20 protein-coding genes are annotated in these 21,087 nt (G+C 66.0%); 13 read left to right on the forward strand and 7 right to left on the reverse strand.

Annotated elements, in window-relative coordinates; translation table 11 throughout:
• Nucleotides 1-170: 170 nt before the first annotated feature.
• Nucleotides 171-584 (forward strand): HAD family hydrolase, encoded by a 414-nt coding sequence (locus tag CAFEA_RS02675; RefSeq protein WP_063938592.1) that lies wholly within the window; start codon nucleotides 171-173, stop codon nucleotides 582-584.
• A complete protein-coding gene (locus CAFEA_RS02680) occupies nucleotides 584-1,087 on the forward strand; it encodes a DUF6912 family protein (protein WP_063938593.1) in 504 nt (167 codons plus the stop codon). The genes CAFEA_RS02675 and CAFEA_RS02680 overlap by 1 nt, the downstream gene beginning before the upstream one ends.
• On the opposite strand, the gene rsgA is transcribed toward CAFEA_RS02680, so the two are convergent.
• Nucleotides 1,061-2,086 carry a ribosome small subunit-dependent GTPase A gene (rsgA, locus tag CAFEA_RS02685; protein WP_063938594.1) on the reverse strand — a complete coding sequence of 342 codons (1,026 nt, stop codon included), beginning with the start codon at nucleotides 2,084-2,086 and terminating at the stop codon, nucleotides 1,061-1,063. The two genes, CAFEA_RS02680 and rsgA, sit on opposite strands and share 27 nt — an antisense overlap.
• Nucleotides 2,086-3,357, reverse strand: coding sequence for a 3-phosphoshikimate 1-carboxyvinyltransferase (gene aroA / locus CAFEA_RS02690; protein ID WP_172796735.1), 1,272 nt, complete (start codon nucleotides 3,355-3,357; stop codon nucleotides 2,086-2,088). The genes rsgA and aroA overlap by 1 nt, the downstream gene beginning before the upstream one ends.
• Before the next feature lie 22 nt (nucleotides 3,358-3,379).
• On the opposite strand from aroA, the gene CAFEA_RS02695 reads away from it, so the two are divergent.
• A complete protein-coding gene (locus tag CAFEA_RS02695; RefSeq protein ID WP_063938636.1) occupies nucleotides 3,380-4,042 on the forward strand; it encodes an SOS response-associated peptidase in 663 nt (220 codons plus the stop codon).
• Between the two features lie 15 nt (nucleotides 4,043-4,057).
• Here the strand turns inward: CAFEA_RS02695 and ybaK are convergent, their stop codons facing one another.
• On the reverse strand, nucleotides 4,058-4,522 hold the full coding sequence (gene ybaK / locus CAFEA_RS02700; RefSeq protein WP_063938595.1) for a Cys-tRNA(Pro) deacylase: 465 nt from the start codon (nucleotides 4,520-4,522) through the stop codon (nucleotides 4,058-4,060).
• Between the two features lie 45 nt (nucleotides 4,523-4,567).
• Here ybaK and CAFEA_RS02705 point away from each other — a divergent pair, with 45 nt between their 5' ends.
• From CAFEA_RS02705 to CAFEA_RS02715, 3 genes are all read left to right on the forward strand, one after another.
• Nucleotides 4,568-5,206: a sigma-70 family RNA polymerase sigma factor gene (locus CAFEA_RS02705; RefSeq protein WP_063938596.1), complete on the forward strand. Its 639-nt coding sequence runs from the start codon at nucleotides 4,568-4,570 to the stop codon at nucleotides 5,204-5,206.
• Nucleotides 5,206-5,484: a hypothetical protein gene (locus CAFEA_RS02710; RefSeq protein WP_034997528.1), complete on the forward strand. Its 279-nt coding sequence runs from the start codon at nucleotides 5,206-5,208 to the stop codon at nucleotides 5,482-5,484. Before CAFEA_RS02705 ends, CAFEA_RS02710 begins: the two co-directional genes overlap by 1 nt.
• A gap of 553 nt (nucleotides 5,485-6,037) precedes the next feature.
• Entirely contained in the window at nucleotides 6,038-7,333 is a 1,296-nt protein-coding gene (locus CAFEA_RS02715; RefSeq protein WP_063938597.1) for a hypothetical protein, read from the forward strand.
• A 94-nt stretch (nucleotides 7,334-7,427) separates the two neighbouring features.
• On the opposite strand, the gene CAFEA_RS11360 is transcribed toward CAFEA_RS02715, so the two are convergent.
• Together CAFEA_RS11360 and CAFEA_RS02720 are read right to left on the reverse strand one after the other, a co-directional pair.
• Nucleotides 7,428-7,502, reverse strand: a complete 75-nt coding sequence (locus CAFEA_RS11360; protein WP_095066802.1) for a 50S ribosomal protein bL37 — start codon at nucleotides 7,500-7,502, stop codon at nucleotides 7,428-7,430.
• Between the two features lie 92 nt (nucleotides 7,503-7,594).
• Nucleotides 7,595-7,858, reverse strand: coding sequence for a WhiB family transcriptional regulator (locus tag CAFEA_RS02720; protein WP_034997533.1), 264 nt, complete (start codon nucleotides 7,856-7,858; stop codon nucleotides 7,595-7,597).
• A gap of 522 nt (nucleotides 7,859-8,380) precedes the next feature.
• Here CAFEA_RS02720 and CAFEA_RS02725 point away from each other — a divergent pair.
• Nucleotides 8,381-8,803 carry a hypothetical protein gene (locus tag CAFEA_RS02725; RefSeq protein WP_126857714.1) on the forward strand — a complete coding sequence of 141 codons (423 nt, stop codon included), beginning with the start codon at nucleotides 8,381-8,383 and terminating at the stop codon, nucleotides 8,801-8,803.
• A gap of 33 nt (nucleotides 8,804-8,836) precedes the next feature.
• Here CAFEA_RS02725 and CAFEA_RS02730 read toward each other — a convergent pair whose 3' ends face one another.
• Nucleotides 8,837-10,048 carry an Rv3212 family protein gene (locus CAFEA_RS02730; RefSeq protein WP_063938598.1) on the reverse strand — a complete coding sequence of 404 codons (1,212 nt, stop codon included), beginning with the start codon at nucleotides 10,046-10,048 and terminating at the stop codon, nucleotides 8,837-8,839.
• Entirely contained in the window at nucleotides 10,045-11,370 is a 1,326-nt protein-coding gene (locus CAFEA_RS02735; RefSeq protein ID WP_063938599.1) for a DEAD/DEAH box helicase, read from the reverse strand. Before CAFEA_RS02735 ends, CAFEA_RS02730 begins: the two co-directional genes overlap by 4 nt.
• A 36-nt stretch (nucleotides 11,371-11,406) precedes the next feature.
• Here CAFEA_RS02735 and CAFEA_RS02740 point away from each other — a divergent pair, with 36 nt between their 5' ends.
• The 6 genes from CAFEA_RS02740 to CAFEA_RS02765 are packed head-to-tail and all read left to right on the forward strand — an operon-like array spanning nucleotide 11,407 to nucleotide 21,083.
• Complete coding sequence (locus CAFEA_RS02740) at nucleotides 11,407-11,631, forward strand: DUF3107 domain-containing protein (protein WP_034997535.1); 225 nt, start codon at nucleotides 11,407-11,409, stop codon at nucleotides 11,629-11,631.
• Nucleotides 11,632-11,642: 11 nt separating this feature from the next.
• Nucleotides 11,643-12,824, forward strand: coding sequence for a DUF3152 domain-containing protein (locus CAFEA_RS02745; RefSeq protein WP_082855729.1), 1,182 nt, complete (start codon nucleotides 11,643-11,645; stop codon nucleotides 12,822-12,824).
• A gap of 10 nt (nucleotides 12,825-12,834) precedes the next feature.
• Nucleotides 12,835-13,566 (forward strand): hypothetical protein, encoded by a 732-nt coding sequence (locus CAFEA_RS02750; protein ID WP_143313339.1) that lies wholly within the window; start codon nucleotides 12,835-12,837, stop codon nucleotides 13,564-13,566.
• 17 nt (nucleotides 13,567-13,583) lie between these two features.
• Nucleotides 13,584-16,706 (forward strand): ATP-dependent DNA helicase, encoded by a 3,123-nt coding sequence (locus CAFEA_RS02755; RefSeq protein WP_063938641.1) that lies wholly within the window; start codon nucleotides 13,584-13,586, stop codon nucleotides 16,704-16,706.
• Nucleotides 16,699-20,010 (forward strand): ATP-dependent helicase, encoded by a 3,312-nt coding sequence (locus tag CAFEA_RS02760; protein WP_253705011.1) that lies wholly within the window; start codon nucleotides 16,699-16,701, stop codon nucleotides 20,008-20,010. The genes CAFEA_RS02755 and CAFEA_RS02760 overlap by 8 nt, the downstream gene beginning before the upstream one ends.
• Nucleotides 20,007-21,083: a potassium channel family protein gene (locus CAFEA_RS02765; RefSeq protein ID WP_063938601.1), complete on the forward strand. Its 1,077-nt coding sequence runs from the start codon at nucleotides 20,007-20,009 to the stop codon at nucleotides 21,081-21,083. Before CAFEA_RS02760 ends, CAFEA_RS02765 begins: the two co-directional genes overlap by 4 nt.
• The last annotated feature ends 4 nt before the right edge of the window (nucleotides 21,084-21,087 follow it).

Below are 21,087 nucleotides of genomic sequence, written 5' to 3' on the forward strand. Positions count from 1 at the left end.
GGGGCGGTGTAATACATGGCGGGCATCCTCCCTCTTTTTCACGCGGGAATGCGTGGTGGAGGGGGACGGGCATTGGGCGGGGTAGGTAGTATTGTCCACGTTCGCAGCCGCCCGTGTAAAGGGTGTGCTCACTACAGTAGGCACGACGCAACCAACGAAAGAGGGATCCCGTGCAGGGCTTGATCATCGACTACGCAGGAGTGTTGGACACCGGTGCAGAGGACGAGCAGCGCTGGAAAACCCTCATTGAGGCGGTGAAGGCGAAGGACATCGCGGTGGGCATCCTCTCCAACGAGGAGGGCGACGGTGAGATGGCCGACAAGATCCGCGAATGGGAGTTCGGCGGCCGGGTTGATGCTGTGGTGCTCTCCGGAGAGATTGGGGCGGAAAAGCCGGAGCGTGCGGCGTTTCAAGCCGCGGCCGACGCGATCGGGGTGGACTTGAACGACTGCGTGATGATCGACGACGACATCATGCACGTCCGCGCCGCAGTCGAGTACAACATGATTGGCATCCTGCACACCGCCATCGACCGCACCGCGGTGGAGATCCAGTCCCTGTTCGACATCGAGGGCGAGTTCTAGTGCGCGTCTACATTCCCGCCACCTTCGGCATGCTCGCGGCGCTGGAGGACAACCGTCTGATGCACGCCCGCAGCGGCTGGGCGTTCGCCGCCACCGAGGCGCTGCACGAGTTTTTCACCTCGGGCGACCAGGAAGAGATTGAGGCTGTGGCGTTCGACGACGCGGCGATGGCGTCGATCCGTCTGCTGGCCATCGGCGACGAGGAGCGCCACCCGCACCGTCGCGTGGTGGTCTCCGCGGACGTGCCGGATTCCCAGGCCACCCCGGATCCGGAGATGGGCGAGTCCGTGGTGAAGCTGTCCGCGCCGGTGCAGATCGAGGACATCGCCGCGATCCATGTGGACATCGCGGAAGCCGAGGAGGCGACCGCCAAGGCGGTTGAGGTCGTCGACGCCGCTGATCTGGGCGACGAGGACGCCGAGCTCGCCGTGGGCGACGCCCAGGACAACTACATGGCGTTCTACGACCCGAGCGAGTTACCGGTCCTCGTCGAGCTGCTTTAGCTCCCAGTTGTTGTTGGAGTGCAGGGCCGAAAGCAGACCCCGCACTGCCGCGGCCCGGCGGCCGACGGGGGACGCCGGATCCAGCTCGTCCCAGGCACACTCTGGATCCGCCGGGGGGCCCAAATGTGTGCAGCCACGGGGGCAGCGCTGAGCCGCTTCCTCCAGGTCCGGGAAGACGTCCACGATTTCTTCGGGGGAGACGTGCGCCAGGCCGAATGACCGGATGCCCGGGGTATCGATCATCCACCCGCCGCCGGGCACCTCCAGCGCCACGGACTGGGTGGAGGTGTGCCGGCCCTTGCCCACCCCGGAGACCTCGCCGGTTTCACGGTCCGCGTCGGGCACGATGCGGTTGACCAGGGTGGACTTGCCCACGCCGGAGTGGCCGATGAGGGCAGAGACGTGGCCGCGGATAAGCTTACGCAGCTGCTCCACGCCGTCCTCCACGCCGGTGCGCAACACCTCCACGCCCATGGCCTCGAGCTCGCGCTCGAAGTCGGTGGGATCCGCCAGGTCGGTCTTGGTCACGCACACCACCGGGGTCACGCCGCCGACAAAGGCGGCGATGAGGGCGCGCTCGACAAAGCCGGTGCGTGGCGGCGGGTCGGCGGCCGCGACCACGATGAGCAGCAGCTGCGCGTTGGCCACGATGATGCGTTCGTAGGGGTCGGTGTCGTCCGCCGTGCGGCGCAGCACCGAGGAGCGATCTTCACGTTTGACGATGCGGGCGAGGGTGTCTTTCGCCCCCGAGGTGTCGCCGACCACGCCGACGCGGTCGCCCACCTCGATGGAAGTGCGCTTCAGCTCGCGGGCGCGGGTGCACTGCAGGCGGGTGCCGGTGGTATCGAGCACCACACCCCAGCGGCCCCGGTCTTTGGCCACGACGAGTCCGAACTCGGCGTCGTCGTGGGTGGGACGTTTCTTCGAGCGCGGGCGCGAGCCTTTGCCGGGGCGCACGCGCACATCGGACTCGTCGTAATCGGCGAAGCTGCGGCCCATTACTGCGCCACCACCTCCGCCCACATGTCGGCGAAGCCGGGCAGTGTCTTGGAGGTGGTGTCGATGTTTTCCACCTCGACGCCGTTCACCATCAGGCCGATGATTGCCCCGGCGGTGGCCATGCGGTGGTCGTCGTAGGTGTGCCAGGCCCCGCCGCGCATCCGGGTCGGGGTGATGCGCAAGCCGTCGCCGAGCTCCTCGCAGTTGCCACCGAGACCGTTGATTTCGCGCGAGAGCGCAGCCAGGCGGTCGGTTTCGTGGCCGCGCAGGTGGGCAATGCCGGTCAGCTCACTCGTCGTGGTGGCGCAGGCGGCGATGGCGGCGACAGTGGGGGCGAGCTCGCCGATGTCGCTCATGTCGATGCGGATGCCTCGCAAACTTCCGGCCTCCGGGCCCCGCACGCGCAGGGTGTGGCCGGCGCCAGCGGCTTCCAGCTCCACCTCGCAGCCCATGCGCTCCAGGATGGACTGCATGGTCGCGCCCGGCTGGGTAGAGGCAACCGGCCAGTGGGGGATGCGCACTTCGCCGCCGGTGACCGCTGCGGCAGCCAAAAACGGCGCGGCGTTGGACAGGTCAGGCTCGATCTCCCAGTGGGAGCCGCGGATCGGCTGTGACTCAACGGACCAGGAGGAGGCGGTGGCCTGCACCTGCACGCCAGCGTGCTGCAGCATGGCCACCGTCATCTCAATGTGGGGCATCGACGGCAGGGTGCCGCCGGTGTGGCGGATCTGCACGCCGCGCTCGAACCGGGGCGCGGCGAGCAGCACGCCGGAGACGAACTGGGAGGAACCGGATGCGTCGATCTCCACCGGGCCGCCCTCGGCGCGGCCGGTGCCGTGCACGGTAAACGGCAGGGTGTCGCCTGCCACGGAGACTCCCAGGGTGCGAAGGGCTTCCAGGATGGTGGCCATGGGGCGTTTGCGGGCGTGGGCGTCGCCGTCGAAAAGCACGGGCCCATCCGCGAACGCCGCGACAGGCGGCACGAACCGCATCACCGTGCCCGCCAGGCCGCAATCGACCTCGGCGGAGCGCAGCTTGCCAGGGGAGACGCGAATGGTCTCGCCGTCGTGGTCGATGGCGGTGCCCATGGCGCGCAACGCAGCTTCCATCAGGTCCGTGTCGCGGGAGCGCAGTGCGCCGACGATGGTGGAGGGGCCGGACGCAAGCGCCGACAGAATGTAGGCGCGGTTGGTCATGGATTTGGACCCGGGCACCCGCTGGGTGTGGGTGATCGGGCTGGGGTGAAACGGCGCAGGCCACATCTTGGTCATGAAAGTCATGATAATGGAGCGCATGTGCGGACGATTCGTTCTTTTCACGTCAGGCGACGACCTTGTAGGCGAAGTAGCCGGTCTTCCCGGCATCGCGGAAGTTCAGGCCCCGGACGGCACCCCGCCGCCGCGCTACAACATCGCGCCCACGCAGCAGGTGCCGCTGATTAGGGTTGCGGATGCTACCGCGCGTATCGACGCCGCCCGGTGGGGCCTGCTGCCCACTTGGAAGAAGGACGAGACCGGCCCTCCGTTATTTAACGCCCGGGGCGAGACGGTGGCTGAGAAGCCTTCCTTCCGCAGCGCGTTCAAGGCGCGCCGCGGGCTGATGGTGCTGGACGGCTACTACGAATGGAAGCCCACCGAAAACGGCAAGCAGCCCTACTTCGTGCGCCCGAAGGAAGGCATGCTCTACGCCGCCGCGCTGTGGGAGACGGGGCTGGACCGCCTGTCTACGACCATGGTCACCACCGAGGCCGCCGAGAGTATGGCGTGGCTGCACCACCGCCTGCCACTGTTTCTGCGCGAGGACGAGATACGCACCTGGGTCGACGGCTCCCCGGAGGAGGCCCTTGAGCTGGTGCACCCCTCGCGTGTGGCGGACACTCTGGTGTGGAACGAAGCGGCCCAGGAAGTGGGCAACATCAGGAATGACTACCCGGAGCTTGTGGGCAAAGCCGACTGAAGCTACAGACTACGGCTAGGGCGCGCTGATCGGCGCAAACGTCGCCCCGGTCAGCTCAGCCAGGTCGCGCGGGCTCAGTTGCGCGGACAGGCCGCGTTGGCCGGCGGAGACGTTGATGGCGGGAAGGTCGGCCACGGAGGCGTCGATAAGCGTTGCCAGCTTTTGCTTCGTGCCCAGCGGCGAGATGCCGCCGACAACGTAGCCGGTCGCGCGCTGCGCCTTGGCCGGATCCGCCATCTCCGCGCGCTTCCAGCCGAGGGCTTTCGCCGCGGCTTTTAAGGACAGGTGGCCGTCCACGGGCACGCAGCAGATGGCCAGCTCGCGTTCGTGGGTGATCATCAGCGTTTTCAGTACCGACGCCGGATCCAGTTCGAGCTCCTCGGCCGCGTGCGCGCCGAAGTGGTCCTGGCTGGGGGAGTAGGTCAGCACCTTGTGTTCAGTGCCTTGCAGTGCAGTCAGTGCGTGCGTCTTCTCTGCCATGGGCACAGGGTAGCGATTGCAAATACTGGCCCTACAATGGCTCACATGCCCGAAACCGAGCCAGACGCAGGCGTGAGCGATGACCTGAAGGCGCGCTTTAACGAGGAAGCGATGCCGCTTTTGGACCAGCTGTACGGCGGCGCGCTGCGCATGACGCGCAACCCGCAGGATGCCGAGGACCTGGTGCAGGAGACCTATTTAAAGGCCTACAAAAACTTCGGCAGTTTCACCCCCGGCACCAACCTCAAGGCTTGGCTGTACCGGATTATGACGAACACGTACATCAACTCCTACCGCAAGAAGCAGCGCCGCCCGCTGGAAACTTCGGCGGACGAGGTGACGGACAACCAGCTCTACACCTCAAGCTCGCACGACTCCACCGGCTTGGAGTCCGCGGAGGTGGAGGCGCTGAAATCCATGCCAAACTCCCGGATTTCGGAGGCGCTCAACGCGTTGAGCGAGGACTACCGCATGGTGGTCTACTACGCGGACGTGGAGGGGATGGCCTACAAGGAGATCGCGGAAGTGATGGAGATTCCTATCGGCACCGTGATGAGCCGGCTGCACCGGGGAAGAAAACAGCTTCGCGGGATGTTGAAAGACGTGGCGAAGGAACGCGGTATCGGTCTCGACCATGCTGACATGACAGATGCCACCGGTAAGCAAGACGCGAAGGAGAAGTAATGTCCACCGGACACACCCACACCGACGCTCACGGCTGCGAGGCCACTTACCGCTTGCTGTGCGAGCTGTTCGACGAAGACACCGCGCCCGAGCGACGCGAGGAGATCAAAAACGACCTGGCGGCTTGCCCGGAGTGTTTGGCCGTCGCGCAGTCTGAGCGCGACGTGCGCACGATGGTGCGCGAGTGCTGCGGCCCTGTGAAGGCCCCGGAGCCGTTGCGCCAGCGCATCATCGCTTCCATCACCACGGTGAGCTATACCGAAGTTCGCTATAGATAAGATCCGTGTTCCTCGCCCGCAGCCCGTTGGTTGCGGGCTTTTCGTTGTTTGAGGGGGCTTTTTGCTTTGCGACGGGTCCTTGTCCCCGCGGCGGGGGTAAAACACGGGGGTAGGGGGTAAATCGGGATTGCTGAACAATCCGCGGATCTTTGAACAATCCAGGGGGTTTCTGGGGTTCCTGAGGAAAAACCCGTCGAAACTAAGAACACATGAATTGTGTAGTCAATCAGAATATGCAGGTAAACGGGAAATCGGCCTATACCATCCAAGAATACACCTTAAGGTGCATAAAATGCAGCTGTGGTGGATTGTTGAACCATCTGGCACTGCGCGCGGTTTGATCGTTGAACAATGCCGGCGAAACCGGGAAATCGCCACCCGGATTGCTAAACAATCCGCAGGCCACAACGGGTGGAAACGTTGAACAATCCGGAAGGAATGTTCAACGATTCAACGGTTTCTTCAGGCTTTCCCCGAGCGTTTTACCAGCGCATATTCGGTGCATAAACTCATGGATGTAACAAAGAGAAAAACACACCAAGGAGTCACCGAGATGCGAGCAGCATTCCGAAACACCATCGCCGCAGCAGTTGCCGCCGCCATCGCGGTTTCCGGCGCGAACGTCGCACACGCCCAGCAGGAAGTTGAGTTGGCGGAGTTCCGCACCAACACCACCACCCTCGTTGACTCCGATAAAGACGGCCTGCCCGACATCTGGGAAGAAGAAGGCGTCGTGTTAGCCGACGGCACGGAAATCCCCCTGCCGGACTGGGGTGCGGACCCTAAGCGTCCGGATCTGTTCCTCCAGCTGAACTGGATGGCCTCCGAATACGACACCCTCGGCTGCAACACGTCCGCCGCCCGCGAGTGCGCAAACGCCAACCGCACCTCCTACGCCCCGTCGACGCAGAGCCTGGATGATCTCGTGGACCTGTTTGAGACCCACGGCATTACCCTGCACATCGACGCCGGCGAGCACTACACCAACATCGCCAACTACACCGAGCGCTTCGGCGGCCAGACGATCGACTACCGCGACGTGTACTTCGATCCGAGCCAGCACGAGGCATTCCAGCTCATCGACACCATCAACGAGCTCGGCGAGCGCGCGAACATCTTCCGCCCCGGCGTACTCGGTGACCGGATGCGTGCTGGTTCCAACGCCACGGGCCTGTCGCTGGTGGGCGATAACGCCTTCTACATCGCAAACCCCGGCGGGCGCGCGAACGAGGAGCAGGTGCGCAACTCCATCCTCCACGAGTTCGGACACACCCTGGGGCTGCGCCACTGGGGCGCCGCCAAGTACGTTAAGGACTTCGCCGAAGGCTCCCCGATGCAGGACGGCTACCACTCGGTGATGAACTACAACCACCAGTTCAACTACTTCAACTACTCCGAGCATGCCTACTTCGCCAACACCCCGCAGGGAAGGGTGCTTATCCCGGCCGACTGGGACTCCCTGGTGCTCAACAGCCCGCGCATCGGCGCCTACGCCGAATCCATCGGCGCCCGCGCAGACATCGCCGAGGTCGAGGTCGAAGCAATCGAGCAACCCGAGGAAATCGTCGAGACCACCCAGCCCGAAGCTGTCGAGGTCGCCGAAGACCACCCCATGGTCGCACTCGTCCCGGCCGAGGAAATCAACGACGAGCCAGGTGAAGTCCCCGCCGAGCAGCCCAAGGCAGAAGCCCAGGCCAAGGTCGAAGACGTCAAGCCCGCCAAGGCCGAAGCCCCGAAGCAGACCAACAACCAGCCCGACAACCAGATCAACATCGCAGCCATCATCGGCGGCGTCAGCGCAGCCCTGGCAGCCCTCGGCATCGGCGCAGCATTCGTCGCAATGCACTAAGACGTAAAGGCTACGGCTGGCCGGTAGGTAAAAGCCAAAACGCGGGCCCTTCCCGAAATAGGAAGGGCCCGCGTTTAACTTCGTTTACCGCGTTTTAAGAGTTGGGGCGCTTACCGCGGTTAGCGCTCTTCTTGCGACGGTCCTTGCGCTTGCGACCACGCTTGCTCATGGGGGCCTCCTTTGAATATGGGTACCGGTTACAGATGTTCCACTGTATAACCCTGCACTGCTGGCAAGGTAATCCGGCGGAGCTTTATGGCCTTATGCCGACAGACGAGCGCGGTTGCGGGCGCGGGCCTTGTTGCGGCGCTTGAGCGCGCGGCGCTCCTCCTCGGACAGGCCACCCCAGACGCCGGCGTCCTGGCCGGTCTCCAGAGCCCACTTCAGGCACTGGGAGGTGACGGGGCAGCGATGGCACACCAGCTTGGCCTGGGCGATCTGGCTCAGGGCCGGGCCGGAGTTACCGACGGGGAAGAACAGTTCCGGGTCCTCGTCGCGGCAAATTGCTTCGTGGCGCCAATCCATGATGATGACTCTCCTTTTGGGTCGTGTGTGTTGAAACATGTGTTCAATCCATGTGCAATTACGTGCGCACCACAAACACCCGCATTGTGGCGGATGCGTTGCAAACGAAGTTTGATTCCTGGGTACCGGGCGGAGCTTCCCGTTGGATGCGGGACCCGTCTTCCGGTTTACCGGGCGTTAACCCTGTGGTGGCTTAGGGTTAAGGGCTGTTTAACCAGCCCGTTGTTTTTGCTACCCGGAAATAATGGCATGTTCACCTACACCGCGCTAGGGGTGTAAGCCAAATTGTGACAGGAATCATAGAATCTAACCCTGTTTTCGTTGGTTCGGGTTGGGGGCTGGGTGCGTCCGGAGGTCGTCGATAGGCAATGTGACCTGCACAATCATGATTCCGATGCGAGGTGGGTCACCGTCAAATCGTGCCACACGAATGGGAGCATGGGGCAGCGGGGCCTAGACTGCTTTGTTGTGGAAACCAACAAAAAACCCGCCCAAAGTAGGTCCGAAGTTGCGCTAGGAACCGTGCCCGCAGTGATGCGGTTCAGCGCGGTGGTGGTGCTTGTGCAGTGCGCCGCGATGTTTATTTACGCGGCCTCGCTAATCGTCTCACAGTTCACTGAGCACACCTCGACGTTGGAGTCGCAGTCCCCGGCAGCGAACTACGTCAACATCGGCACCGCGACGTTTCTCGTGATCATTTTCGGCTACATCGCCTACGCCGCGGTGAGCACATTGAAGGGCAACCCGCGCGCCACCGGCGCGATCGTGCTGGTGGAAGCGATCTTGGCGGGCGTGGCGGTATACATGTTCCGTGGCGGTGTGCCGCTGTTGGGAGCCGCGACGCTGGCCTCAGCCGTGCTCGCACTTATCGGTATCTTCCACCCGGCTACGCGCGAGTACAACGAGGCGCGCTACGCGCAACGCAAAGCGCGGCGCTCACAGTAAAGCGCCGCGCCCAAAGGTGGTAGTGCCGATGCGTTAGGTGTTGGCCTTCATCACAACGACTTCGTCGCCGCGCTTTTCTACGACGGTGGCGCCGGCAGAGGAGATGTGCACCGGGCCGGAGTAGCCGCCGCGGTCGACCGGGATGATCTTGTCCACGGCGTTTTTGTCCCAATCCACTACGGCAATGCCGTTGTCGGAGGCGTATAGCAGCTTCTCGCCGGCAGAGAAACCCGTGCCCAGCGCGCCCTGGAAAACGCCCGTGACTGCGAGCGCTGCTGGCTCCATAAGTAGCAGGGAGTTGTTCTCCCAGTACGTCATGTGGTGCGGCAAGTCAGCCACAGGCAGGTTCTTCACAATGCTGTCCGGGCCGAGCTCGGGGCTATCCATCTGCGGCACCGACGAGGAGCTGATGTTGGTGCCCTCCGTGTTGTAGCCGCGCACCTCGGAAGTAGTCGGATCATAGACCGCGGCCGCGTCCTGGGAGATAGACACCAGGTACGCGTCCGGGCTGATTTCCGCGTCGGCGAGAACCTCGGGCTTGCGCGAATCTTCCGGCGTAGCCTCCTGCAGGCGCAAAAACGCGCCGTCGTCGCAAATTTCGGTGACGGCAACGAGTTCCGTGCGAGTCAGTGCAGATGTGATGGTGCACTCGTTGGGCTGCATGTCCGGCTCTTGCTTCGCCTCCACGTGCCCGTACTCCACGGTGCGCACTAGATCGGATCGCCACACCTCGGCGCGCTCGGAGCTGGCGTAGCCCACACGGTCATTTGAGGCCAAACGCACCACCTTGTCCGGCGCGATGGCCGAGCGTGTGCCGGCGTACTTGCCGGTCTTCGCGTCGATGGCCACCACGTCGCCGCAGCCCGCGTTGTCGCGGTAGGTTGCCACAACCTTGCCCCAGGCATGGTCCACCAGGCACAGGTCGTTGGGCCGCTCGTACGTCCACACGGTTTCACCCTCCGGCGTGGTGGCGGAGAGGGTGTTGTCGTTGTAGGTGATCACCATGCCGCTGGCCACCAACGGCTGGTCGCGGCCAGATGTATCCGGCAGGGAAAACCCCTCGCTGAACGACTTCGGCACCACGGCGAGCTGGCCGTAGTCCTCCTGCTCTTCTTCGGCAGCAACCAAGTGTGCGTCGCGCGCGGGGGCGGTGAGAAAGGCAGTGCCCAAAAGCAGCGCTGAGACACCTGCGATCACTCCGGTAGCGATCAAATCGCCGCGGGTGCGACGCAGAGGAGAATTCATCGCCGGTTCCTTCCTGAGGCTCGTGCTGGGCGTGCTCCGAGCACTTTACGCGGGCGTCCCACTCGTGCAGTAGCCGAGTCCGGGATATCCAGCGCCTCGTGCAGCTCCGGGGAGGTGGAAAACCACTCGGGCAGCTCGCGGGCATCTAGCGAAAGCTCGTCGTTAATCGCCTGCCACTTGCGCACCTCGTCGTAACCCACCAACGTCACGGCCGTGCCCTTCTTGCCAGCGCGGCCGGTGCGGCCGATGCGGTGCACGTATGTCATTGGGTCATCCGGCGTTTGGAAGTTGATCACGTGGGTGACGTCTTCAACGTCAATGCCGCGGGCGGCGACGTCGGTAGCGACGAGAATGTCGGCCGAACTGCGGCGAAACGCATCGAGCGCCGCTTCACGCGCACGCTGGCCAAGATCACCGTGGACCGCCGCCACAGTAAAGCCGCGCTGCGCGAGATCCTCCGCCAACTGAGCGGCGGAGCGCTTCGTGCGGGCGAAAATGATGGTGCGGCCGCGGCCGCGGGCCTGAAGGATGCGCGCGACCACCTCGGGCTTGTCCATGCGGTGGGACTTCAGGGCGACCTGGCGGGTGGTGTCGTGGGTTCGCGGCGCGTCGGCGGACTCGGCGCGGATGTGCACCGGCTTGTTCATCTTCGCCCGCGCAAGCGTCAAAATCGGGCCCGGCATGGTGGCGGAAAACAGCATCGTCTGCGCGTCATCGCGCACCGCCGCCCAGAGCGTTTCGATGTCGGGCAGAAAGCCCATGTCCAGCATCTCGTCAGCCTCGTCGAGCACCAGAATCGCCACAGTAGAAAGGGTGAGATCCCCGCGCTCGTGCAGATCAATCAGGCGCCCGGGCGTGCCGACGACAACGTCCACGCCCGCTTCCAGCGCCGCAATCTGGTCCTCGTAGGGTCGGCCGCCGTAGATAGTGGTCACGCGCACCGGCGTCTGGGAGGCAGCGAAGGTGAGGTCGTCGCCCACTTGCACGGCAAGCTCGCGGGTGGGCACCAGCACCAGCGCGCGTGGGGTGCCGTCGAGCTCGTCGATGTCCGCGTCGTCAAAAACACGGTCTAAAAGCGGCACGCCGAAGCCGAAAGTCTTGCCCATGCCGGTGCGGGCCTGGCCGATGATGTCCCGGCCTGCAAGTGCGCGGGGCAGCGTCAACTCCTGGATGGAGAAGGGGCGAGTAATGCCGCGCTGCGCCAGCGCATCGGTGATTTCGGCGGCGACACCCAGCTGAACAAAAGTCGGCGGCTGCGATTTCTCGCCGGCCGGGGCGCCAGTTGAGGCGCGGTTGCGTTCACTCTCAGCTGAATAGGGCACGCGTTCATCTTAGCTACAGGCCGTTACAATGGCGCCATGGATATCAAGATCGGTCTTGCAGACAGCCCCCGCGAACTGACGATCAAGCTGCCGGAGGGGCAGGACGACATCATCGCCACCGTCGAGCAGGCCGTTGACAGCGGCCAGGCCACCTTGAAGGTGGAGGACGACAAGGGTCGGGTTTACCTCATCCGCACCGACCGCATCGTGTACGTGGAGCAGGGTACTGCCGCAGCCCGATCCGTCGGGTTCATGCGCTAAATTACGCATTTATGGCACAACGGCACGGCGCACATGAGCGGGACGTCCGCCGCGGCGACTCCATCGAGGGTGGCCGCGGAGCGCACCGCCGCCCCAGCGACGGCGAGTTCGGCGCCCGTGACACCGACGACGATGATTTCGGCGACTGGTTTGATAGCTGGGAACTCGAATCTGAGAGCGCTGATCCTGCTCACACGCCCCGCCGTTCTGGGAAACGCTCGCAAAAGCGCGGCAAGCTTTTCGACGCCTCACGGCGGCCCACGTCCCGCGCCGCGCACGCCGAAGCAGGCGATAGCAAGCTCGTTGCGTTTGCGCAGGAGTACGGCTGGCGTGCCTACGCCATCCCCGTGCTGGCCGTGATCACCGTTTTTGTGCTGATCAACATGTTTCAAAACCCGGAGGACCTCGCGGTGGGGGCTACCGGTTCTCCCGCTGAGTTGGAAGATTCCGCAGCCGCCTCGCCCGCGCCGGGCGAGGAAGACCCGGAGGGCGGCGCGAAGCCGTTGGAACCGGCGAAGATCGCGGAAGGGGAGTTTGATCCCCACGATCTGCCGCCGGGTGGGCCGTACACCACTACCGGTGCTGGCACTTACCGCGAGGTGGGCGCACCGGGCATGAGCGTCGGCGAGGGCACCGAAATCGTGGTGCGCTTCGCAGTGGAGGTCGAGGACGGTATCGACACCTCCGGCTACGGCGGGGATGATGCGTTTGCGCACATGGTCGACGCGACGCTGAGCGATCCACGCGGTTGGACCAACGACCCGCGTTTCCGCTTCGAACACGTCAGTGTCAACGATAATCCGTCGCTGAAGATCCGTCTGACCTCGCTGGAGACGACCGCGGAGCTGTGCGGTGTGCAGATCGGCACCGAAACCAGCTGCCGCACCCGCATCACCGGCGAGGATACGGTGTTGCTGAACGAGTCGCGCTGGGTGCGCGGCGCCGTGCCGTTCCAGGGCGATCTGGGCAGCTACCGCCAGTACCTGATCAACCACGAGGTGGGCCACGCCGTGGGCTTTGCGGAGCACGTCCCGTGCCCGGAGCCGAACGCGCTGGCGCCGATCATGATGCAGCAGACCCTGAGCCTGAACAATGCGCAGCTGCATGAGATGAGCCCGGAAGACAACTACCCGGACAACCCGGACACGTGCCGGCCGAACCCGTGGCCCTACCCGCGTCCAGCGGTGCTGTAGGAGGCAGGCGGTGGCGCAGCGCACAGCACAGCACATCCCCGGGCATGTTTTGTCGGCGTTCCAGCTCGACGGCCGGGCAGGCATACCTGTAGGTCCGGAGTGGGACAACGGTGTCCGTTTCGGCCGGGTCGTGGTCTCCGAGGCGAGCGACACGGCCGCTTGGTCCGGCAAGGCCCGCGATCATGCCGGCGAGTTCGGCGCAGGCATCGCGGTGTCCCGCCCGGTGCGCGCCACCGACGGCCGCCTGGTCGTCGGCGGTTTCAAAGCCAGCGAGTTCGTTGAGGGGCGGGTGCTCGCGCGTATCGACGAAGCCGTGTCCGCCGCCCTGCGTTACGACGAGGCGATGGCCGGCGTCGACGCGCCGACGGCGGATCGCGGCGACGCCTTCGCGACAGCAGAGCGAGCGGTGTGGCGCGACTACATCCCGCAGCCGGGCGACGTTGTGGCGCACATGGACTTTGCGTCCTGTCTGCTCTTTTCTGGGGATACGGTGCCGACGTTGACGGACCTTGTGCCGTCTTCAAGCAAGCGCCCCCGCGGTTTTACCGCGGCGCTGGTGATTGTGGACGGACTGTTGGCTCAGGCCTGCAATGTGGCAGTGCTCGACAGGTGGGCGCACGTGCCCGGTCTGCGGGAGCTCGCAGGCTATGCGCTGGAGTACCGCGTGGCCTGCGCGAGAGCTGCAGGCTCGGACATACGTTCGATGGCTGAGGGGATTGATCAGGCGCTCGTGTCGGAGTGAGTGACACAATCAACGGCATGACTTTCACCAGACCCTCTCCCGTGCCCCCGGCGGTACTCGAGCCGAATGCCTGCCTCGTGCCACGCACGCGCCCGGACACGCAGCGCGAATGGCCGGTTGAGCTGCCCCAGCAAGGCCTGTACAAGGTGACCGGAGAGCCGGGCTCGGGAGTGTCGAGCTTCCTGCTGGACACCGCCGCGGCTGCGATGCGCAGGCACGCAGGCAGCGAGGCGGAACAGGGCCCGGGCGGGGTGCTGGTGCTCACGGATTCCAAGGAGACCGGCGCGCGGCTGCGCGCGGAGCTAGCGGACACGCTTGCCGCCTCCGGGTTTGTCTCCGACGAGCCAGTGGTGCGCTCCGTGCACTCGCTCGCGTTCGCGCTGGTGCGCCAGCAGATGGACGAAGAGCTGCGGTTGATCTCCGGCGCGGAGCAGGACGCGGTGATCCGCCAGCTGCTGCAGGGCCACGCTGAAGACGGCGGCGGCACCTGGCCTGAGGAGCTGCGCCCGGCGCTGCCCATGGTGGGTTTTGCCCGGCAATTGAGGGACTTTTTGTTGCGCGCCATTGAGCGCGGCCAGGGCCCGGAGGATCTGGTGGAGCTGGGCCAGCGCCACGACATTGGCATCTGGTCCGCCTCGGGCGAATTCTTGCGCGAATACCAGCAGGTGATGGCACTGTCCGGCGCGCACCGCCTGTCGGCGTCGGAGTTGATCGCGGCCGCGCTTGAGGTGGAGCTGCCGCGGACGTGGCATACCGTGATAGTGGACGACGCGCAGCACCTGGCGCCGGCATCCGCGGCACTGGTGCAAAAGCTGTTGGAGCAGGCGGACCTCGGGGTCGTCGGCGGGGATCTGGAGCAATCCGTGTTCCGCTTCCGCGGTGCCTCTCCGGCATTCTTCCAGGACTTAGGCGGGCTAGACCACGAGGTGATCAACCTCGGGGCCACCCGCAGGACGCCAGTGCGGTCAGCGGCAATCGCAGAGTCCAGCGCGGCGGAGCTTTCCCTGGTGGCGGACACGCTGCGCCGCGCCCACCTGGAAGAGGGCGTGGCGTACCGCGACATGGCGGTGGTGGTGCGCTCCACGCCGCTGCTTGAGCCGATGCGGCGCGCGCTGCTGCGCGCGGGGGTGCCGGTCGCGCTCAACCCCACCGACCTGGTGCTGGGGGAGCAGCGCATTGTTTCGGCGCTGCTGCTCGGCGTGCGCGCGCTGTATGAGGAACTTCAACCCACCGAGTGGCGCGACCTGCTGCTGAGCCCCGTCGGCGGTGCTGACCCGGTGACGCTGCGCAGGTTACTGCGCGGCCTGCGTCGCTGGTCGCCGGAGGTTCGCGCGGAGGAAAGCCTGCGCGAGCTGCTTCTCACTCCGGACGGGCTGCCGGATTTCGGCACCGTGCTCACGGACCGCGAGCTGGACATCTTGCACCGCGTGCGCGACGTGCTCGATGCCGGGCGCGATGTGCTTGCTCACGGCGGCACGGTGGAGGAAGTGCTGTGGGCACTCTGGCACGCCACGGGCTTGGCTAACCGTCTGCTGGCGTCTGCGCTGCGGGGAGGCGCGACTGGTTCGCAGGCGGACAGGGATCTCGACGCCGTGATGGCACTGTTCGACGCGGCTGGCGACCACACGGAGCGCAGGCCCAGCGCGGGCATCGAATCCTTCGTCGCCTCGATTACCGAGCAGGAGCTGCCCACCGGCGTGCGCGACCGCCGAAGCGCCACCCCGGACGCCGCCGCACTGCTTACCGCCCACGGTGCGGTGGGCCGCGAGTTCCGCCGCGTGGTCGTGGCCGGCGTGCAGGAACTGACCTGGCCGAGCCTGGGGGAGACCGGGTCGCTGTTCCGCCAGGAAGACCTGGTGGACCTCATCGACAACGACGTCGACCCCGGCGTGCCCGTCTCCCACATCAACGAGCGGTTGGTGGAGGAGCGCCGCTTGTTTACCGTGGCAACCAGCCGCGCCACAGATGAGCTCCTGGTCACCGCCGTGGAAAGCGATGACGGCGAAGAAGTGGAGCAGCGATCCAGGTTCGTGGAGGAATTCTGCCGGGACTATGGCGTGCAACCGCGCCCGGTGCGCATCGCGGGCTCGTCCGCGGACGCCTTCCGGATCTCCGGGCAAACCACTGACACTGCTGCTGACGCCGAGGACGCCAGCGCGGTGGTGCGCGTGCTCGCGCACGACGACCTGATCGCCGAGTTCCGCCGCGTGCTGGTGGACCCTGTATCCACCGAAGCAGAGCGCAGCCAGGCGGCGCGCCAACTCGCACGATTGGCGGACGCAGGCGTGCTGGGCGCGGACCCTGCGCAGTGGTGGACGACCACGGAGCCTTCCACAAGCGAACCGCTCGACGTCTCGCCGGCGCTGTCGCCGTCGCGGGTGGAAAAGCTGCTCGCATGCCCCATGCAGGCCGTGCTGGAGCGGATGTCCGGCCTGGACGAATCGCTGGACATGATCTACGGCGCTATGGCCCACGCCTACTTCGAAGCGCTGGGCAACGGCATGGACGACACCGAGGCGCTGGATGCGACCGTGGCGGCGCGGCGGGCCGCGGATAACGCCCCGGAGTGGAAGGTCGAGCGAGACATCGCGGACTTCCGGGCCATGCTCGAGCGCGCCCACGGCTGGCTGCAGGCCAGCCGCGGGGCGTTTGAGCAGGTCGCCGTGGAAGCGGATGTGAACGTCCAGGTCAGCGACAACGTGCGCATCCGTGGCAGGCTGGACCGCCTTGAGCGCGATAGCAGCGGTGCGGTGCACATTGTGGACCTGAAAACGGGCGCGTACCCGCCGACCGTCGACGCCACCGCGGACAACCCCCAACTGGCCACCTACCAGTTGGCGCTTGCGCACGGCGAGTTCGACGGCGGCAAGGTTGTCACCGCTCGCGACGGCGCAAATGCGCTTTCCGTGGGCGGGGCGGTGCTGGTGTACCCAAACGCCAACAAGACCACGCTGAGCACCCGCGAGCAGGCGAAGAAAACCGCCGACGAGCTGGACGCGCTCGCCGCCGCACTCGACGGGCTGCCCGAGGAGACCGCTGGACCGATGTTGCTCGCCGTGGTCGGCCCGCAGTGCGACCGCTGCGCGGTGCGAGCGCTGTGCCCAGTCCAGCCGGAAGGAGCGACGATCCACCATGTCTAACCCCACCCCGATGTCTCCCGTGCTGCTGTCGCGCTACCTGGGCCAGCAGTACCCGCCGACAGACCAGCAAGCCGCTGTGATCGGCGCAGAGCCCGGCCCGCTACTGGTGGTCGCCGGTGCCGGCGCCGGCAAAACCGAAACCATGGCCGCGCGCGTGGTGTGGCTGGTGGCCAACGGCTACGCCCGGCCGGACGAAGTGTTGGGCCTGACGTTTACCCGCAAGGCCGCCCAGGAGATGGGCAAGCGCATTCGGGACCGTTTGGGCTCGCTCGCGGCCAACACCGATCTGGTGCACCGCCTGGACCCGTCCGGCGAGCTAGCGGACAACCTGCAGGTGATCGCGCCTTCGGTGTCCACCTACGACTCGTACGCCGGCGAGCTGATCCGCGAATACGGCCTGTTGGTTCCGGTGGAGCCGGACGCCCGGCTGATCACCGACGCGGAGCTGCACGCCATCGCCACCGACGTGGTGGTCAACTACTCCGGCGGGCTGATCACGGAGATGGGTTCCAACCCGTCGCTGTCCACGGTGGTGGAGGACCTGCTGGCGCTGACCACGGCAATGGGCAACGAGCTGGCTTCGCCCGAGTGGGTGCGCGGGCACGCGCACGACTTCCTCGCAGAAACCGAGTCCTATCCCATGGCCCCGCGTGCCCGCGTGGAGTTCACCAAGGTGCTCACGAATTGGCGCTCCAAGCAGGAAATGCGCGTGAACATGCTGCCGCTGGTGGAGGAGCTGGCGGCGGAGCTGCGCCGCCGTGGCGTGGTCACGTTCAACGAGCAGATGTCCGTGGCAGCAAAGCTGGCGCGGGACCACAAGACGGTGGGGGCATCGCAGCGCTCCCGCTACCGCGTGGTCATGCTGGATGAGTACCAGGACACCTCGCACGCGCAGCGCGTGCTGCTGCGCAGCCTGTTCGGTGAGGGTGCGGACCCGTCGCTGACGGTGACCGCAGTGGGCGATCCGATGCAGGCGATCTACGGCTGGCGAGGCGCCACCGCGGCCAACCTGGCCGCGTTCGTGGAGGATTTCCCCTCGACTGAAGGGCCGGCGCCGAAAAAGCAGCTGACCACCTCCTGGCGCAACCCGCCCGAGGTGCTGCACCTGGCCAACGGCGTGTCCGACGCGGTGCTGGGCACCGCCGAAAACCGGGCGGTGGCTGCGCTTCAGGCGCGACCGGCCGCAGAGGCCGGAGACGTCACCCTGGGCTTCTTCCCGAACCAGGACACGGAGATCGCCTACGTGGCTGACGCGCTCGCGCAGGAATACCAGGCGGCAGTACAGGAAGGACGAGCGCTTTCCGCAGCCGCGCTGGTACGCAAGAACCGGCACTCGCCGCTTTTGGCAGCGGCGCTGGAGGAGCGCGGCGTGCCCTACGAGATCGTGGGCCTAGCCGGGCTTCTCGACGTCCCGGAGGTCGCCGACACCGTCGCCATCGCCACGATGCTGGTGCGCCCGGACGACACCGCGGCCGCGTTGCGCCTCCTCGGCGGCCCGGCCGTCGGCCTGGGCCTGGCAGACCTGCAGGCGCTGGCGTCGCGCGCGAACAACCTGCACGGCTCGGCGCTGGACACCCCGCCGGAGGCCGCCCCGGCGGACGCGGCGGAGCATCTGCACGCCCAGCTGGATGAGCTCGTGTCCCGCGCCGCGGAAATCTCCGCCAGCTCGGACAAACCCGAAGGGCTCACGGATGCCCTGGCAGACCTTGGCGAGCCGGAACGCTACAGCGAAGAAGGCCTTGCGCGCATGCGGGACACCGCCGCGAAGCTGCGCTGGCTGCGCACCCATAGCCTGGGCAAGCGCCTAAGCGACCTGTTCGCCGACATCATCCACGTTTTCGGCATCCGCACCGAAGTGCTCGCCCGCGGCTCCGCCACCGGGGCAGTGCACCTGGACCGGTTGCTCGAGGAGGTCGCCGCATACCCGGGCGCGAGCCTCGACGGGTTGCTGCACTTTTTCGAACTCGCCCGCAGCTTCGAGGACGGCTTGGCCCCGGGCTCGGTGGCGGTGAAGGAGGACCGGGTGCAGATCCTCACCGCGCACAAGGCCAAGGGGCTGGAGTGGGACACCGTGGCGGTGCTGCACGCGGACGCGGCAACGTACAAGTCCAAGACGGAAACCTTCCTCACCTTCCCGCGCTTCCTGCCGACGGAAACGTTCGGCGACCCGGACGTCTATCCAGTATTCGCGGACGTGGAAAACCGCAAGGACTTTGAAAAAGCTGGCAAGGCCTGGCTCAAGGAGGTCGCCGGGGATCTGGCCGAGGAGGCTGCCCGGTTGTTCTACGTGGCGGTGACCCGCTCCGGGAAGAAACTCCTCGTCACCGGCTCGCGCCGCCGCGAAGGTGTCGCGCGGGAGGCGGAGCCGTATGAGCACTTCGCCGCCATGCGCGAGCGGGTGCCCGAAGAGTGCGTGGTGGTCTGGGACGACGGCACCGAGCCTGACATCGCAGAGGAAGCGAGCGACAAGGAGGCGGCCGCACCGGAGTCCGGACGCTGGCCCCACTACCTGCCTGCGTCACGCGACCTCGCGGCCGCTCAAGCGGTGCGTGCCGCCATGGACGCGCTGCCGGACTACACCGAAGGCGAGCTGTACTCGCTGTGGGAGCGCGACGCCACAGCCTTGATCGAGGAGCACGACGCCGCTCAAGCCGCAGACGTGCCGGTGGTCATGCCGGGCGAACTCACCGCCTCCGACGTGGTGGCGCTGAAGGCGGACCCGGAGCAGTTCGCCCGCCGCGCCCGCCGCCCCGTGCCGTTCAAGCCGAATACCTACGCCAAGCGCGGCACCGCGTTCCACGAGTGGCTGGAGCAGTTCTACGGTGCGCGCCCGCTGCTCACGGAAGACGAGCTGCCGGGCAACGATGAGGCCGAAGTGGACCGCGCCGTCCTGGAGCGGCTCAAACGCAACTTCGAGGCCAGCGAGTGGGCCGGGCGCACGCCCGAGTACGTCGAGCACCCCTTCGAGCTGGCACTGGGCGATTCGGTCGTTCGCGGGCGCATGGACGCCGTGTTCGCCGACGATGACGGCTGGGTCGTGGTGGACTGGAAGACCGGCGAGAAGCCTGGCCGCGACGCGATGGAATCGGCTCAGCTGCAGCTCGCGGTCTACCGTGAGGCGTGGCGCCGGATCGCACGTGACGGCAAGCCGGTGCGGGCGGTATTTTTCTACGTGCGCACCGGCGAGACGTTCGCGCCCCGCGCCTTGCCGGATCTCGACCAGCTCGAGACAATGCTCGGAGGCGCAAGAGCCGGTACGCCCGGTGAAGAAATAGCAAGAGAAAGCGAGGAGCGGCAGGGATGAAGCTTCGGAGCCTGTTGTCGCTGCGCGCAGACGCGACCAACCTCACCGAGATCCCGGTGCACAGCTTGTTGGATGTGGTGAATATCCCCACCGCGGAGCGCGCGACTCCGTGGTCGCTGATCGCGCGCCGCTTCGGCTACGCCTTGCTGCTCATGGTCGCCATCGCGTTCGTGGCCTACCTTGACCGCGACGGATACTCCGAGCCGCTGACGTTCATCGACGCGCTGTACTACTCCGCGGTGACGCTGTCCACCACGGGCTACGGCGACATCACGCCGGTGACGCAGACGGCCCGCCTCATCAACATCTTCCTCATCACCCCGGCCCGCGTGGCCTTCCTGATGCTCCTGGTCGGCACCACGTTGTCGGTGCTGACGGAGGATTCCCGCAAGACGCTCCAGATCCAACAGTGGAGGAATAGCGTGCGCAACCACACTATTGTCATCGGCTACGGCACCAAGGGCCGTTCCGCAATCGACGCCCTTATCGCCGGCGGTGCGTCGCCGTCGTCGATCGTGGTCATCGACTCGGACCCAGCCGCCCTCTCCGTGGCGGAGCAGCGCGGCCTGATCACCGTGCACGGTAACGGCACCAAGTCGGGCGTGCTGCGCGTGGCCGCGGTCAGCCGCGCCAGGTCTGTCATCGTCGCGCCGTCGTCGGACGACACGGCCGTGCTGATCACCCTATCGGTGCGCGAGATGGCGCCGAGCGCGATGATCGTGGCCAGCGTCCGCGAAAGCGAGAACCAGCACCTGATCATGCAGTCGGGTGCGGATTCGGTGATCGTCTCCTCCGAAACCGCGGGCCGTCTGCTCGGTATCGCCACCGTCACCCCGCCGGTGGTGGAGATGATGGAGGACCTGCTCAGCCCGGACGAAGGCTTCGCCGTGGCGGAGCGTCAGATCGCGGACGACGAGGTCGGCGCAAACCCCCGTCACCTTGCGGACATCGTGCTGGGTGTGGTGCGCTCCGGTGAGCTCTACCGCATCGATTCCCCCGAGGCGGAGACGGTGGAGCCGGGCGACCGGTTGCTGTACGTGCGCATGAACGGCGCAATTACCAACCGGGATTAGCTGG

It is taken from the genome of Corynebacterium afermentans subsp. afermentans (assembly GCF_030408355.1).
GTDB classification, from domain to species: Bacteria; Actinomycetota; Actinomycetes; order Mycobacteriales; family Mycobacteriaceae; genus Corynebacterium; species Corynebacterium afermentans.